This window comes from Motilimonas eburnea (assembly GCF_021295345.1).
GTDB lineage: Bacteria > Pseudomonadota > Gammaproteobacteria > Enterobacterales > CBDFNC01 > Motilimonas > Motilimonas eburnea.
Window position 1 is genome coordinate 20,732 of sequence record NZ_JAIMJB010000009.1, and the last position, 14,975, is coordinate 35,706.

Sequence of the window (14,975 nt, forward strand, 5' to 3'; positions counted from 1 at the left end):
GGTGACGGAAGGAATAGATCGCCGCCTTAGTTTTTTGCGGGAGCACCAGTGATGGTGCGATTTAGCTTACTTTTAATCGCTGTATGACTGCAGCTCCCACAGGTCTGATGTTCCTATATCCCAAAACTAGCTACAAACCCACTTGGTATTGCTGATTGGTCGATGCGGGCACCAATTGCGCGATTTGTTCGCTGGCGTTCGTTTGGCCACTGAGCATCGCCTCAAAATGTTTAATCAAGCTGACTTTATCGGGTGAGGGCTTATCGCCGGCGCCGATATTGGTTAAATCAATCATAAAGCCATCAAACAGCGCTTTGAGATCGTCAATGATATCGGTGTTTAAGAACTGATCTTGATTGTAAATACTGGGGTAGCCGCCTTTTTGTTTATCAATGGCAAAAGAATCGCCTTTTAGGTTTTTGATGCTGGTGGATTTATCACAGCTCAGCATGCAACCATTGTCGATGCGCGGTTTTTCACAGCCAACGCTTTGCTGAAAGAAACACTGGCGGCTCGCCATCAGCAAAATCGGGTGATACACGCTATAAAACAGTTTGAAGTTATCTGGCCTTGCGATATGGCGAATTTGTTTCTTACTTATTTCATTAGAAATAAATGCGCCGCGACAATCAAAACCTTGCTGCAGTGCCAACAAGGCGTAAGAGTTGGTGGTATTGAGCAAGGGGCCGGCAATCCAGTTAATGCCCAAACGGTGAGCGTGATAAGCGATGCCGGTGTTATTGGTGACAATCCAGTCGGGTTTCACTTGCTCTAAAATATTGAGCGCAACATCAAAGTCTTTGCCTATCAACACAGGTGGAAACCAAGGGATCAAACGCGGGTGTTCCAGCAGCAAATCCACGTATTTAGTACAGCCACGTTTATAAGCATCTGGCAGTTTGAAATAGATATCAGCATCGGTGATGTTGGCTAAGGCGGCGTCCCTAGGATCGCATATTAACAGCGAAAGCTCTGTTTGCTCAGGCCGTGCTTTAGCGTATCGCTCAAGCTTAGGCAAGGTGACTTCATTAACCGGCGAGGCGCCTTCATTTAAGTAGGTAAGCAATGCATTTTTTAGCTCGGTGACTTCACGGTAGGGGATGCTTAACCCCGCAGGCACTTGGCTGGTATCCAGCTCGACCAACTCATAATGGGCGTTGGCAATATTTTTAAAGCGGGCGTTAAGCGCTTGCGCATCGACACTGAGTTTCTCACTGGGCAGCATAGGGCTAGCTGAATAAAACGTCTGCGTTTGCAGCTCTATCTCGCCGCCGCTGATAAAGCCCTTGGGGTGCGCTGTGGTGGCGGTTAAGGTTAACGGCTGGCCTTGCTCGGCAACAAAGTGTAGCGTCAGCTTGGCTTTTTCTATGGTTAAATGGGCGACTTTTTCGTCTACCGTGGCATTAATTTGTTGCTTGTCGGCGTGAAGCTGCTTTTTCGCATCAAAAATTTGCACCACGGAAATTTCCTCACCGTGCGCGGCTTTTAACTTGTCGACAGCGTGTGATTTAGCGTGATCGCGCGGGTTATCAATAAACATGTTTTGATTGAGATCGCCGCGTAAAAAAGCGTTGGTAAAATCACGGTTAAAGACCTTATATAATCGCTCTCCGTCTTGGGTTAGCTCGCCGGTTTCGACATAGCCATCAATCTGTTTACGAAAGCTGTCGATCACCGTATGCACATAGCTGGCCCCTTTAATGCGCCCCTCGACCTTGAATGAGTAAACGCCCGCTTTGATAAGGGCGGGCAAATCAAAAAACGCCGAGTTATCTTTAATGTTCAAAGGGAAGTTATTGCCGGCTTCGGTGGTTTCATATTCTTCGCGACACGCTTGGCTACAGCGGCCACGGTTGCCAGAGTTACCCGCGCTGGCCGAGGTGGAGTAACATAAGCCGGAAAACGCGATACAGAGCGAGCCATGGACAAACACTTCCAATAAGGTGTCGTGCGCTTTGCCCACCTCAGCCAGTGCGGTGATTTCCCGAAGGTTTAGCTCGCGGGATAAATTCACACGGCTAGCGCCAAGCTGTCTAAGAAAAGGAATTTGCCCAGCATTATGGGTGGTCAACTGAGTGGAGGCGTGAATATCCAAGGAAGGGAAGTAGCGACGCAGCACATACAACAAACCAAGATCTTGCACTATCACGCCATCTAGGGTGGTGTTCACTAAGCGATTGAGCAATTTAACCAAGCTCTTAAACTCGTGCTCTAAAATCACTATGTTCAAGGTTAAAAAGATCTGACAGTCATATTGGTGCGCCAAGCGAATAGCGCCAACGAGTTCATCGAAAGAAATATTGGCCGCACGGTTTCGCGCATTAAAGCTATCTAAACCACAATAAACGGCGTCAGCGCCTGCAATAATCGCGGCTTTTATGGCATCAATATCACCACCGGGGGCTAATAATTCAATCTTTGGCTTCATCACGTCACAGGCTCTTTTTGCAAAAGGGCGAATCTTACCTGTATCTGGCGCTAAAGCATATCGTTGAAGGGCATTTATCCTTGTTATCGTGTTGTGAAGGCTTAATCAATGGGCATGGAAAATTTGGAGTGTTGAACTTTTGGGGTTGGTTTTGCGGTGGTTTGGGCAAGCGCGAGTTAACTCATGTCCCATAATGTGATTAGCTACTCTTTGGTTGATTAATAACAATTTCATATAAAAATTTGGGGCTAAAGTATTGTTTACTCGTGAAAAAAATAATGTGATTATTGTTGATAACTTTTTACCCCGTTTGGGGGGGCAGGGAGTCCTTAGAGCTCAAGGAATATCATGGCCCATGATCTTGTTCCACATCCTCGTTATGAGAATCCAGAGCCTGGGTGTGAGGTGACAGTTGAGGGTGATATCACAAAGCAGCATGCTACAGATGTCGTGTATGCTTATTATGATATCTATACCGATCAACTTTTAACCTGCAGGAAATGCGAACGCAAATTCTATTTTTTTGCTAAAGAGCAAAAGTATTGGTATGAGGAGCTTGGCTTCTGGGTAGATGCTAGATGCGTTCATTGCTTTGAATGCCGGCTAACTATGCATAAAGTGAAGCGTCTTCAAAAAGAGTATGAGCGACTACAAAAGTTAAAAGCTCCTACGCAAAGCGAAGTAAAAAGGTTTAGGGTTGTGGCGAAAACACTTATAAAGATTGGCTGTATGAAAGACAAACGCAAGATCGATAAACTGGGTTAACAAGGCCATCAGTTTGACCGTTTTATGCTGTGCTGCCAATGGCAAATTATGCCGGAGTTAAAAGGCATCTATGGAATTGAACTCAACTATCAAAACCGCCCTTTGATATGTTCTCTTGAACAGTGTGACTGGTCACTTGGTATAGGGGTTCTTGCTAGGTTCTATGAAGATAATCAAGCAGCCGGAGCTTTAAAGTTTCTGTGTGACAGCTCGCACGAAAGGTATGAAGAGATATCTCTTCTTTCAATAGATCGTATTTTTGATCATATAAAATCTTCGTTGGAGAATGAAATGTTGCACTCCTCTATTGGTAAGCTGGTTCACTGGCAAAGTGAAATGTCTAAACAAGGCTTTAAAGGCGTTTCGCCATTATATGTTCAGCTCACAGATGCCATCTAACAATGCTAAGCAAGATCGCCAAAAAAATATTGCTGGTCCACCTCTTAGTCGGGCGCTGCAGTTAATTCTTAGATATATATTTGGAGTATCCCCATGAAAACAAAAATCCTCCTGTTTCTGGTTGTATTTCTTCCACTACTCGGTTGTGACAGGTTAAGTAAGGAGCAAGCTGTATATTTATTGAAAGGGCAAGAGCCGCTTTCATATATGGGCGGTTTATTTAGCCTAACATACCACGAGAATACTGGTGCAATGTTGAGCTTAGGTGCCACTATGCCAGATGAGCTAAGGTTTTTAATTTATACCGTTTTGGTTGGAATAGCACTTCTGGCAGGCTTAGCTTATGTATTTTATAAACCTTTGGACAAATATAGCCTTTTGATCGGTATGCTATTTCTTTCTGGTGGTTTTGGTAATTTATATGACAGGGCTTTTAATGACGGACGTGTGGTTGACTTTATGCTTATAGAATTTGGCCCACTAAAAACGGGTGTGTTTAATGTTGCTGATATTGCAATAATGCTGGGATTCTTCGGTTTTATTTTCCTGTCAACCAGATGGGGGAAAGCACTTCAAAGTAAAGGAAATGGTTAACTTTTTAACTTAGGTCTATGTTGCTAAAAGACAAAATTAGGAGTCTAACGACTTGCGCCTTATCTCTTTTTGGATAACCAATTGGCTATGATTAGCTCCTATGAGCCTAGGCCTTTTTAAGGCGAACGGGCGAAATACAAGGGAGCATAATGTCATAAGCACCATATTAATCAGAGCCAATAGGCCTAAATATGATAAATAAAAACAAAGCTTTACCTGTGCTTTATTCGTTGCGAAACTGCCCCTATGCGATGCGATCTAGAATGGCGATTTATCAAGCCAAGTTGCCTGTGTTGTTGCGCGATATTGTGCTTAAAGATAAACCAGAGGAAATGTTGGCCGCCTCGCCCAAGGGCACGGTGCCGGTATTGGTTACGGGCACTGAGATGGTGATAGAAGAAAGCCTTGAGGTGATGTTATGGGCGTTAAGTGAGCAAGATCCAGCGGATTTATTAATGAGCCGTGATGCCAATATGCTGGATGAAATGCGCGCCTTGATTTACCAATTTGACAGTGAATTTAAGCCGGATCTTGAGCAGTACCGCGCGGCTAAACGCTATCACGAACCAACCTTAGACGCATGCCGCCGCGCTTGCGAAAGCTACATCGCGCAATTAGAGCAGTGTTTAGCTCAGCATGCTTATTTAATGGCCGAACGTGAAAGTCTTGCCGACCTTGCCATCTTGCCCTTTATTCGCCAATTTGCACGGGTAGAGCGCCAATGGTATTTGCAAGCCCCATATCCTAATGTTCGTCGGTGGTTAAACCGCTATTTGCAAAGCAAGATGTTCAGTAAGGTAATGGCCAAGCATCCTCTTTGGCTGGTGGAGAGGCAAGATGTGTTGTTGGTGGGTGATTGTTAGGTAACCTGAGCTTTGGATAAGGCATGAACAGCCACAAACAAGGCTCAGTGGGAGGCGAGCTCGCTCGGCGAATAACAAAAACTTCAAAATCCCTTTCCCGGAGCGAGCTCCGGTCCCACGGTAGTCTCACCGTGATACAAACAGATAAAAAAACCGCCCGCGGCGGTTTTTTCAATTAACAGGTTTTTATCTCAAACGATTAAAAACGCACTGCTTTTTTGCCGTGGCGTGATTTAAGCTGATTCACCACTTCTTCTAGCGCTACGCCTTCGTTTTGCAGTAATACCGTTAGGTGGTATAGCAAATCGGCGCTTTCACAAATCAGCTCTTCGCGATCTTTGGCCATGGCGGCGAGGGCGACCTCAACGCCTTCTTCACCTACTTTTTGGCTGATGCGCTTAGTACCTTTGGCAAAGAGGGCTGCGGTGTAGCTTTCGCTTGGATCAGCGGCTTTGCGCTCGGCTAAAAACTGCTCTAGGTGAGCAATAAAGGTCATGGCCGGTTGCTGCTCGTTTTCAAAACAACTGACATTGCCTAAATGGCACGTTGGGCCAATCGGGTTTGCCGTGATCAGCAGGGTATCGTTGTCGCAATCTGGGGTGATTTCAACCACTTTTAAAAAGTGGCCAGAGGTTTCACCTTTACACCATAGACGCGATTTAGTGCGGCTGAAAAAGGTCACATTGCCCGATTCGATAGTGGCGCTTAACGCTTCTTGGTTAACATAACCTAGCATCAAAACCTGTGCAGACACCGCGTCTTGCACTATCACCGGCATCAGGCCGTCTACTTTATCCCAATCGAGGGCATTTAATTTTTCTTCGTTTATCATAATCTTATATCAACCCCTTGGGCGATTAAGTAAGCTTTAAGCTCACCAATATTAATGATGGCTTTATGGAATACACTGGCGGCAAGGGCACCGTCAACATCGGCTTTGTTAAATACGTCGGCAAAGTGCACCATTTCACCGGCGCCGCCCGAAGCGATTAATGGCACCTGACAGATTTCGCGCACTCTTGATAACTGCTCTAAGTCATAACCACAGCGCACGCCGTCTTGGTTCATCACGTTAAGCACGATTTCACCCGCGCCGCGTGATTGCACTTCTTTTACCCAGTCAAAGGTGTTCCAGCGGGTGGTCACGGTGCGTGATTCATCACCGGTGAACTGCTTCACCTGATAGGTTTTGGTTTCGTCGCAGTAGTAAGAGTCGATGCCCACCACAATACATTGCACGCCAAATTTATCGGCCAAGCGATTGATAAGGGATGGGTCTGCAAGGGCAGGTGAGTTGATTGATACCTTATCTGCACCAAATTCCAATACGCGTTTGGCGTCGTCTTCGGTTTTAATGCCGCCGGCAACACAAAAGGGAATGTCGATCACTTCCGCCACGCGGCTAACCCAAGATTTATCCACGACGCGAGCGTCTGAGCTGGCGGTAATATCATAAAACACCAGCTCATCGGCGCCTTCTTCGGCGTAGCGTTTAGCTAGGGGCACGATATCGCCAACAATTTCGTGGTTACGAAACTTAACGCCTTTAACCACCTTGCCGTCTTTAACGTCCAAACACGGAATAATACGTCTTGCTAGCATGTTAGGCTCCTACGTTCTCGTTCCAACAAGCAATGGCTTGCTCAACGTTGAATTTGCCTTCGAGCAGCGCGCGGCCAACAATCACGCCATCGGCGCCAGAGCGCGCTACGGCGGCGATGTCATCTAAACCGCCAATGCCGCCAGACGCTTGCCACAAGATTTGTGGAAATTGCTGCTTAAGCTCGGCGTAAAGCTCTACGTTTGAGCCCGCGAGCGTGCCGTCACGCGAAATATCGGTACAAAGCACATGCTTTAAGCCAGCAGGTGAGTAGATATCAATTAAGCTTTCAATGGTTTGGCCACTGGCTTCTTGCCAGCCAGCGATGGCGACTATCTTGTTGCCGTCGGCATCGATGTTGATGTCCAGTGCTAATACAATGTGCTCAGCGCCGTATTTTTTCATCCACTCAACCACCACTTCCGGTTGCTTAACCGCGGTTGAGCCGATCACGACGCGCTCTGCACCCGCTTCAAGTAGGTCAATTACGTCTTGCTCGCTGCGCACACCGCCGCCAATTTGGATCTTGGCTGGCGTGTTTTTGATAAGTGATGCAATCACATCCAGCTGACGTTTGGTAACGTCTTTGGCGCCGTCAAGATCAACCAAGTGTAACCAGTCGGCACCTTGGCGGTTGTAATCATTAAATTGGCTTTGTGGATCGTCGCCATAAATGGTTTTTTGGGCGTAATCACCTTGGTATAAACGGACGATGTTACCATCGATTAAATCAAGTGCTGGGATGATCATTTATAGCTCCAAAAAGTTTTTAATCAGTTGTGCGCCGGCTTTACCACTGCGCTCTGGGTGAAATTGCACGCCATAGAAATTGTCTTTACCTACGGCCGCGGTAAACGGCTGGCCGTATTCGCAGCTGGCGATGGTGTCATCGTTCACCGCAAGGGCGTAAGAGTGCACAAAGTAGAAATAGCTGCCCGCAGGAATGTCTTTAAACAGCGGATGGCCGTCAACCGGCGTAATTTGGTTCCAGCCCATGTGCGGCAGGCGTAAGTTGCCCACTTGCATTTTATCTACGCTGCCTGACACCACGCCTAAGGTGGCCAGCTCGCCCTCTTGGGAATATTCCGCCATGAGCTGCATGCCTAAACAAATGCCTAATACAGGCTGTTTAAGGTTGCGCACTTGCTCAACCAGATCGCGCTCAACAAAGTTGTTCATGGCTTCTTTAGCGGTGCCTACGCCGGGTAAAAACAGCTTATCGGCGGCTTGTAGCACGGCTGGGTCTTTTGACACGGTGACGCTGTAACCTAAGCGTTCGATGGCAAAGCGCACCGATGACAGGTTGGCGCAGCCGGTATCAATAATAACGACGTTTTGCTCAGACATTACAGCACCCCTTTACTCGAAGGCAGCTCGTTGCCTTCTTTTTTAACGCATTGGCGCAGCGTGCGACCGAAAGCTTTAAACAGGCCTTCTACCATGTGGTGGGTGTTATCACCTTCCACTTTAAGATTCAACGTGGCGCCTAAGGTTTGGCTTAATGAATAGAAGAAATGCTCCACCATTTCAGTCGCCATGGCGCCTACCATGTCGCGTGGGAATTGCGCTTTAAAGGTCAAATACGGGCGACCTGACAAGTCCATCGAGCAGCTGGCTTCGGACTCATCCATTGGCAGTACAAAACCAAAACGACCAATGCCGCGTTTGTCACCGATGGCTTCGCGGAGGGCGGTGCCAAGGGCGAGGGCGGTGTCTTCTACGCTGTGGTGATCGTCAATGTGTAAATCACCTTTTACCTTCATTTTTAGCTGAATGCCGCCGTGAGTGGCGATTTGGTCAAGCATGTGGTTGAAAAAGTCGATACCTGTGCTGATCTCATTGCCGCCACTTTGATCTAAATCCACCGCCACTTCAATGGCGGTTTCTTTGGTCACGCGCGTCACGCTGCCGGTGCGGTTGCCTTTGTTTAATAACTTGGCGGAAATGGCATCCCAACCTAAGGTTTCTTTATTGTATAAAATGCCTTCTAGGCCCATGTTTTCAGCTAATTGCACGTCGGTGATGCGATCGCCAATCACGTAAGAGTCACTGAAGTCGATACGGCCAGAAGCTAAGTATTCTTTTACCATGCCAAGGTGTGGCTTGCGACAGCTGCAATTTTCGTGAGGGAAGTGTGGGCAAAGCAGCACAGATTCAAATTTAACGCCTTGGCTAGCAAAGATTTCCATCATGGCATTTTGTGGAATATCAAAATCTTGTTGCGGGTAGCTGTCGGTGCCTAGGCCATCTTGGTTACTGACGATCACTAACACGTAGCCTGCATCTTGCAGCTTTAATAAGTTAGGGATCACCATGGGCTCAAGTTTCAGTTTTTCCAGCGAATCGACTTGTTTGTCGGTGACTGGCTCATCAATCAAGGTGCCGTCACGGTCGATAAAAAGGAATTTTTGTTTGCTCATTTACTACTTCTCCCTCTGCTTTGCAGAGCAAAAAGGCCGCACTAAGGCGGCCATCAAATTATAATGATTCAAGCGCTTTCAATGTCGCTCTCATTTCCGCTTGGCTACCTATCGATAGACGGATGCAATTTTCTAAGCGTGGCTTGTTGGAAAAATCGCGGGCGATAATGCCGGCTTGCGTCAAGGTACTAAAGGCCAGTTTAGCGTCAACAAAGCGCACCAAGATAAAGTTTCCTGTGGCGGGGAACAGCTCGCTTACGCAGTTGAAATCCGCTAATTTGGCTAACGCCGCGCGGCGCAGGTCGTTTAAGGTGGTGACCCTTTGCTCCATGGTATTTAAGCCACCGGTAGACAATGCTTGGCAAGCAATTTGCGCTACTGGGCCTGGCACTGGATAAGGCGGGATCACTTTTTTCAACATGTCAATTACGGTGCTTTGCGCGAGGGTAAAGCCACAGCGTATTGATGCTAACGCAAACGCTTTTGATAAGGTGCGGGTGATCACAAGGTTATCGTGGCTATCAATCAGCTCAACGTGTGATTGGTCAATACAAAACTCGATATAAGCTTCGTCTACCACAATCAGAGCGCGATCTTTTGCTACTTCAAGCAATTGCTTAAGGCCTTTCGCGTCAAGCATGTTGCCTGTTGGGTTGTTTGGGGCACATAAAAAGACCACTTTAACCCCATCCAGGTTGGCCGCCACGGCATCAAAATCCACGTCAAAGTTATCTTTTAACGCCACGGTTTTGATATCAACGCCACACGTATTCGCACTCACGCTATACATGCCATACGTTGGCGGACAGATTAAAATGCGGTCTTTACCCGGCTCACAAAAGGTGCGGATTAAAAGCTCGATACTTTCATCTGCGCCACGAGTCGCCAGTACTTGCTCTTCATTTAGGCCCGCATAAGAGGCATAAGCATTGATGAGCTCAGGTGGCTGAAACTCAGGGTAACGGTTCATGCGATCGCAGTTTAATTGGTACTCGCTGCAATCAGGTGCTTCGTTGGCGTTGATCCATACTTCACCTTTACCACCAATGCGACGTGCACTTTCATAAGGCACAAGATCTTGAACCGTTTGTCTCGCTAGTTGTTCGATACTCATGCCTTTGCTTCCTGTTCCATTTGGCTTAACTGATCGATACGTATGGTCACGGCGCGTTTATGGGCGGTTAAGCCTTCTGCATCGGCTAAACGGGTTACCGTGGGTGCTAGGTTGCGAAGCCCTTCTTGGCTTAGCTCTTGTACTGTGTAGCGTTTAACAAAATCAGCCATGCCTAAGCTTGAGTACGTTTTGGTATAACCGTAAGTAGGTAATACGTGGTTAGTACCACTGGCGTAATCGCCTACCGACTCCGGCGTCCAAGCGCCTAAGAAAATAGAGCCAGCATTTTGCAATTTACCCACCAAGCTGCGCGCGTCACGGGTTTGCACAATCAAGTGCTCAGGGGCATAGGTGTTTGAGATCTCAATGGCTTGCTCTAGGCTGTCGGCAATGATGATCATGCTGTGGCCCAATGCTTGCGCGGCAATGTCTTTACGGGACAGCTGCTCAAGTTGCTCTAACACGGCTTGCGCAGTTTTTTCCGCCACAATCGGGCAGGTGGTCACGAGCACAGATTGTGAATCGTGGCCGTGCTCCGCTTGAGACAGTAAGTCAGAAGCAATGAAACCAGCATCTGCGCTGTCATCAGCAATCACTAATACTTCTGATGGGCCTGCTGGCATATCAATGGCGGCGCCAGCAAAGTCCATGCTCACTTGACGTTTAGCTTCGGTGACAAACGCGTTACCTGGGCCAAATATCTTATTCACTTTATTGATGGTTTCGGTGCCATAAGCCATGGCTGCTACGGCTTGTGCGCCGCCTACAGTGTAAATTTCGTCCACGCCACATAGCTTAGCAGCATAAAGGATTTCATCGGCCAAAGGCGGTGGTGAACACAAGACTAAGCGTTGACAGCCAGCTAACTGTGCAGGTGCGCCTACCATTAATACGGTAGACGGCAGCGGTGCACTGCCTCCAGGGATATACAGGCCAACTGCTTCAATCGCTTGGGTATGCATTTCACATACCACGCCCGGCATGGTTTCAACACGTACCACGTCTTGAACTTGCGCCTGATGGAAACGACGAATTTGTGCATAAGCCACATCAATGGCTTCTTTTATATCACTGCCTAAACGCTGCTCAGCGGCATCCACTTGCGCAGCAGAAACACGAATTTGATTTGAATCCACTTTATCGAATTTCTTGGTGTATTCGAACAGGGCTTCATCACCTCGGCTGCGAATGTTGGCGATAATGTCGGTCACAATCGCAGTAATATCAGCCGAAGAATTAATAGCGGGGCGTGAAAGCAACTGAGTTTGTTGCTTTTCACTTAACGTTTGCCAGTTGACCGTTAGCATGATTACTCCAACATTTTCTCGATAGGTAATACAAGAATTGAGCTAGCACCTAGTTCTTTTAGCTCTTCCATGGTTTCCCAGAACAGGTTTTCAGTGCTAACAACATGTACGGCCACCGTGTCATCGGTACCGGCTAATGGCAGAACTGTTGGCTTTTCTGAGCCAGGCATTAAATCGATTACTTTGTCTAATTGCGTCTTAGGTGCATGTAGCATGATGTATTTGCTTTCGCGCGCTTGTTGCACACCTTGTACGCGGGTCAGGATTTTGTCGACTAGGGCTTGTTTTTCTTGGTCTAACTTACCAGCAGACTTGATTAGCACCGCTTTTGAGCGATAGATAACTTCGGTTTCTTTTAGGCCGTTGGCTTCTAGCGTGGCACCGGTAGAAACAAGATCACAAATGGCATCGGCAAGACCCGCGCGCGGCGCGACTTCTACTGAGCCATTGAGCATACAAGAGCTAAATGGCACGCCCGCTTTATCCATAAATGATTTTAAGATGCCTGGGTAAGAGGTAGCGATGCGTAAGTCGCGTAGGGATTCTGGGCCTTGGTAATCAAAATCTTCAGGTACAGCCAGAGACAAACGACAACCACCAAAGTCAAGGCGTTTTAGCAGTTCAAATTGAGCAGGCTCTTCGGTTTGGCTACGTAGTAAGCTTTCTTCTTCTAATACGTTTTCACCAATAATACCTAGGTCAACCACGCCATCCATTACTAGGCCAGGAATATCGTCATCGCGAACACGCAGTAGATCGATTGGCATATTTTCACAATGAGCAATAAGGCGTTGCTCGCGCATGTTAATTTTTAGGCCACAGGCTTTCAGCATTTGCTGAGAGTCTTTGCTTAAACGGCCCGACTTTTGTATTGCAATGCGTAATCTATTTTTATCTAACATAATGTTCACTCTTTCCTTTACCCGCTAAAACGAAAAAACCCTCTGAAGTTTTACCTTCCGAGGGTTTGAAATCTTGTATAAACCGCTGCTGGAAGTCTCATCAATTAGTCTTCCAGAACCACTCCTCCGGAAGTTACTTCGGATGATGATGGTGGTGCATTAAAGCTTTAACAGTCAGTTTACAGTTCATTTAAATTCTTATATTGAAAAACAAAACACGCACACATTACCAACGCAGGCTCAAATTGCAAATGGTTTTTTTATAAATAGTCGAACATTCGACAATTGAACTAAAATTACAGTTGATCATGCCGATACAATAACAAGTAGGGGGTGATTTATGTCAGGTCAAAGTTTAGTAAATGATGTAGTGGCTAAGCCACTACCGCGAGTAGTTGATAAAGACAGCACTATAGATCTGCACAAAGCTCAGCCATCGGGCAAATTGTCTGAAGAAGACAAGAAGCATGTAAAGACTCAACCAAAGATAACTAAGCATCCAGAGCCAGAGGAAAAAACTAAGGCGAAAGACCACGACGGAGAAATCGACCTTTACATTTAGTGTCGCTAATAGTGTCGCTAATAAACCGTGATGGAAGAGGGAATAGGTTGCTACTTGTTTGGGCATAAATGAATTTTCTGACATAATGCATTTATTTTTTGCATTTCCTATGTCCTTAGCGCAGTTCTTTTCCCAATCTGGCCCGATTGCAGATGCCATAACGGGTTATCAACCCCGTCAACCGCAAATCGATATGGCCGAAGCCGTGGCTAATGCAATCAGCGCTAAGCAAGCCCTGATGGTTGAAGCTGAAACGGGCACAGGTAAAACCTTTGCCTACCTCGCACCAGCATTACTCAGTGGTGAGCGGGCCATCATTTCAACGGGCAGTAAAAACCTACAAGAACAGCTTTATTTGCGTGATTTACCCTTGCTGTTAAAAGCCACTGGCTTTACTGGAGTGATCGCCTTGCTTAAAGGGCGCAGTAACTATTTGTGTCTTGAGCGGCTCAATCGTTTTATGTTGCAAAGTCACCAGCAAGATGCACACCTATTAGCAGACTTAGTGAAGGTTAAAAGTTGGTCGAGTAGCAGTGAACACGGTGATATAGGGGAGCTATCCGAGCTGGCCGAAGATGCTGCCATCATACCTATGGTGACCAGCACCAATGATAATTGCTTAGGCCGAGATTGCCCTTGTTATGAAGACTGTTATCTGGTTAAAGCGCGTCAACGGGCAATGGATGCAGATTTAGTGGTGGTTAATCATCATCTGTTTTTTGCCGATTTAGCGGTTAAAGAAACTGGCTTTGGCGAATTAATGCCTGATGCTGGCTTGTATGTCTTTGATGAAGCGCATTTATTGCCTGATATTGCCAGCCAATACTTTGGTGAGTCAATTTCCAGCCGTCAATTTTTCGACTTATGTAAAGACATGGATTACGTCTATCGCGCTGAGCTTAAAGACATGGCGCAGTTGGGCAAGGCGTGTGACCGTTGGCGAAGTAGCATCCAAGAGTTAAGGTTAGCTTTTAACCTTGAACAAGGCAGTGGCAGTTGGCGTGATAAACTGCGTGAAGAGCCTATCAAGCAAGCCATTACCCGTTTTATGGATGCCCTTGATTTAGTATATGAGGTGGCAAAACTCGCCTTAAACCGCAGTGAAGTGTTAGATCACTGTTTCGAAAAGCTCATTGCCTACAAAACCCTGTTTGAAAAAATGCTGGCCGTGGATGCGCCCGGCTACAGTTATTGGTTTGATTGTAATCGACTTAATTTTAGTCTGCATATTACTCCGCTAAGTGTGGCGAGTCGATTTGTGCAAGAAATGGCAAAAAGAGAAGCGGCGTGGGTGTTTACCAGCGCAACCTTAGCAGTGGCGCAGTCATTCGACCATTTTTCAACTTTACTGGGCTTAAGCGAAGCAAAAAGTTTATTACTTAAAAGTCCATTTGATTACGCCTCGCAAAGTATATTGGCCGTGCCACGATATTTACCTGAGCCAGGTAATAAGCAATTGGCTGCAACCTTAGCCACCAAGTTAGCGCCGCTGATTGAAGCCAATAAAGGCGGCTGTTTTTTCCTGTGTACCAGTCACTATATGATGAATGAATTGGCGCATCATTTTCGTGAGCGCTTAAGCCTACCCATACTGGTCCAAGGTGAAGCCAGTAAGCAGGCCTTGTTGAACGAGTTCGTTGCCAGTGGCCGAGCCCTATTAGTGGCAACGGGGGCGTTTTGGGAAGGCATTGATGTGCGTGGCCAAGCCTTGTCCTTGGTGATCATCGATAAGATCCCTTTTGCCTCACCAGACGACCCGCTATTAAAAGCGCGTATGGAAGATGCCGAGTTAAAAGGCTTAGATCCCTTTAGCCAAGTGCAATTACCGCAAGCGGTGATCACCTTAAAACAAGGGGTCGGGCGGTTAATCCGCGATGTGGATGATAAAGGCGCCGTGGTGATCTGCGACCCAAGATTAGTGACCCGAAACTATGGTAATATTTTTTTGAATAGTTTACCTTGCATGCCCCGCACGCGGGATCTCAATAAAGTCAGCGAATTTCTGCAACATTTGGAATAAC

General features: G+C 46.8%; 15 protein-coding genes and 1 other annotated feature. Of the genes, 6 read left to right on the forward strand and 9 right to left on the reverse strand.

What is annotated here, in order from left to right; all coding sequences use genetic code 11:
• Nucleotides 1–130: 130 nt before the first annotated feature.
• On the reverse strand, nucleotides 131–2,428 hold the full coding sequence (locus K6Y21_RS10525; RefSeq protein ID WP_233071803.1) for a peptidase U32 family protein: 2,298 nt from the start codon (nucleotides 2,426–2,428) through the stop codon (nucleotides 131–133).
• Nucleotides 2,429–2,776: 348 nt separating this feature from the next.
• On the opposite strand from K6Y21_RS10525, the gene K6Y21_RS10530 reads away from it, so the two are divergent.
• The 4 genes from K6Y21_RS10530 (at nucleotide 2,777) to K6Y21_RS10545 (ending at nucleotide 5,049) form a co-directional block, all read left to right on the forward strand.
• Nucleotides 2,777–3,193, forward strand: coding sequence for a zinc-ribbon domain containing protein (locus tag K6Y21_RS10530; protein WP_233071804.1), 417 nt, complete (start codon nucleotides 2,777–2,779; stop codon nucleotides 3,191–3,193).
• Between the two features lie 48 nt (nucleotides 3,194–3,241).
• The gene (locus tag K6Y21_RS10535; RefSeq protein ID WP_233071805.1) at nucleotides 3,242–3,592 is read left to right on the forward strand and encodes a hypothetical protein; all 351 of its coding nucleotides are present in this window, start codon (nucleotides 3,242–3,244) and stop codon (nucleotides 3,590–3,592) included.
• A 93-nt stretch (nucleotides 3,593–3,685) separates the two neighbouring features.
• Nucleotides 3,686–4,186, forward strand: coding sequence for a signal peptidase II (locus tag K6Y21_RS10540; protein ID WP_233071806.1), 501 nt, complete (start codon nucleotides 3,686–3,688; stop codon nucleotides 4,184–4,186).
• 191 nt (nucleotides 4,187–4,377) lie between these two features.
• The gene (locus K6Y21_RS10545; RefSeq protein WP_285229736.1) at nucleotides 4,378–5,049 is read left to right on the forward strand and encodes a glutathione S-transferase; all 672 of its coding nucleotides are present in this window, start codon (nucleotides 4,378–4,380) and stop codon (nucleotides 5,047–5,049) included.
• 199 nt (nucleotides 5,050–5,248) lie between these two features.
• Here the strand turns inward: K6Y21_RS10545 and hisIE are convergent, their stop codons facing one another.
• Genes hisIE through hisG form a run of 8 tightly spaced genes read right to left on the reverse strand, consistent with a single transcriptional unit; the run spans nucleotide 5,249 to nucleotide 12,392 of the window.
• A complete protein-coding gene (gene hisIE, locus K6Y21_RS10550; protein WP_233071808.1) occupies nucleotides 5,249–5,881 on the reverse strand; it encodes a bifunctional phosphoribosyl-AMP cyclohydrolase/phosphoribosyl-ATP diphosphatase HisIE in 633 nt (210 codons plus the stop codon).
• A complete protein-coding gene (gene hisF, locus K6Y21_RS10555; RefSeq protein ID WP_233071809.1) occupies nucleotides 5,878–6,651 on the reverse strand; it encodes an imidazole glycerol phosphate synthase subunit HisF in 774 nt (257 codons plus the stop codon). Before hisF ends, hisIE begins: the two co-directional genes overlap by 4 nt.
• A gap of 1 nt (nucleotide 6,652) precedes the next feature.
• Nucleotides 6,653–7,399 (reverse strand): 1-(5-phosphoribosyl)-5-[(5-phosphoribosylamino)methylideneamino]imidazole-4-carboxamide isomerase, encoded by a 747-nt coding sequence (gene hisA / locus K6Y21_RS10560; protein WP_233071810.1) that lies wholly within the window; start codon nucleotides 7,397–7,399, stop codon nucleotides 6,653–6,655.
• Nucleotides 7,400–7,996: an imidazole glycerol phosphate synthase subunit HisH gene (gene hisH, locus K6Y21_RS10565; RefSeq protein ID WP_233071811.1), complete on the reverse strand. Its 597-nt coding sequence runs from the start codon at nucleotides 7,994–7,996 to the stop codon at nucleotides 7,400–7,402.
• Nucleotides 7,996–9,069, reverse strand: a complete 1,074-nt coding sequence (hisB, locus tag K6Y21_RS10570; RefSeq protein WP_233071812.1) for a bifunctional histidinol-phosphatase/imidazoleglycerol-phosphate dehydratase HisB — start codon at nucleotides 9,067–9,069, stop codon at nucleotides 7,996–7,998. The genes hisH and hisB overlap by 1 nt, the downstream gene beginning before the upstream one ends.
• 58 nt (nucleotides 9,070–9,127) lie before the next feature.
• On the reverse strand, nucleotides 9,128–10,183 hold the full coding sequence (gene hisC / locus K6Y21_RS10575) for a histidinol-phosphate transaminase (protein ID WP_233071813.1): 1,056 nt from the start codon (nucleotides 10,181–10,183) through the stop codon (nucleotides 9,128–9,130).
• Nucleotides 10,180–11,490 (reverse strand): histidinol dehydrogenase, encoded by a 1,311-nt coding sequence (gene hisD, locus K6Y21_RS10580; protein WP_233071814.1) that lies wholly within the window; start codon nucleotides 11,488–11,490, stop codon nucleotides 10,180–10,182. The genes hisC and hisD overlap by 4 nt, the downstream gene beginning before the upstream one ends.
• Nucleotides 11,491–11,492: 2 nt before the next feature.
• On the reverse strand, nucleotides 11,493–12,392 hold the full coding sequence (gene hisG / locus K6Y21_RS10585) for an ATP phosphoribosyltransferase (RefSeq protein WP_233071815.1): 900 nt from the start codon (nucleotides 12,390–12,392) through the stop codon (nucleotides 11,493–11,495).
• 29 nt (nucleotides 12,393–12,421) lie between these two features.
• Nucleotides 12,422–12,550 (reverse strand) — a sequence feature (His leader region).
• Between the two features lie 182 nt (nucleotides 12,551–12,732).
• Between hisG and K6Y21_RS10590 the strand changes: the two genes are divergently transcribed.
• On the forward strand, nucleotides 12,733–12,954 hold the full coding sequence (locus K6Y21_RS10590) for a hypothetical protein (RefSeq protein WP_233071816.1): 222 nt from the start codon (nucleotides 12,733–12,735) through the stop codon (nucleotides 12,952–12,954).
• A gap of 85 nt (nucleotides 12,955–13,039) precedes the next feature.
• The gene (gene yoaA / locus K6Y21_RS10595; RefSeq protein WP_233071817.1) at nucleotides 13,040–14,974 is read left to right on the forward strand and encodes a DNA repair helicase YoaA; all 1,935 of its coding nucleotides are present in this window, start codon (nucleotides 13,040–13,042) and stop codon (nucleotides 14,972–14,974) included.
• The last annotated feature ends 1 nt before the right edge of the window (nucleotide 14,975 follow it).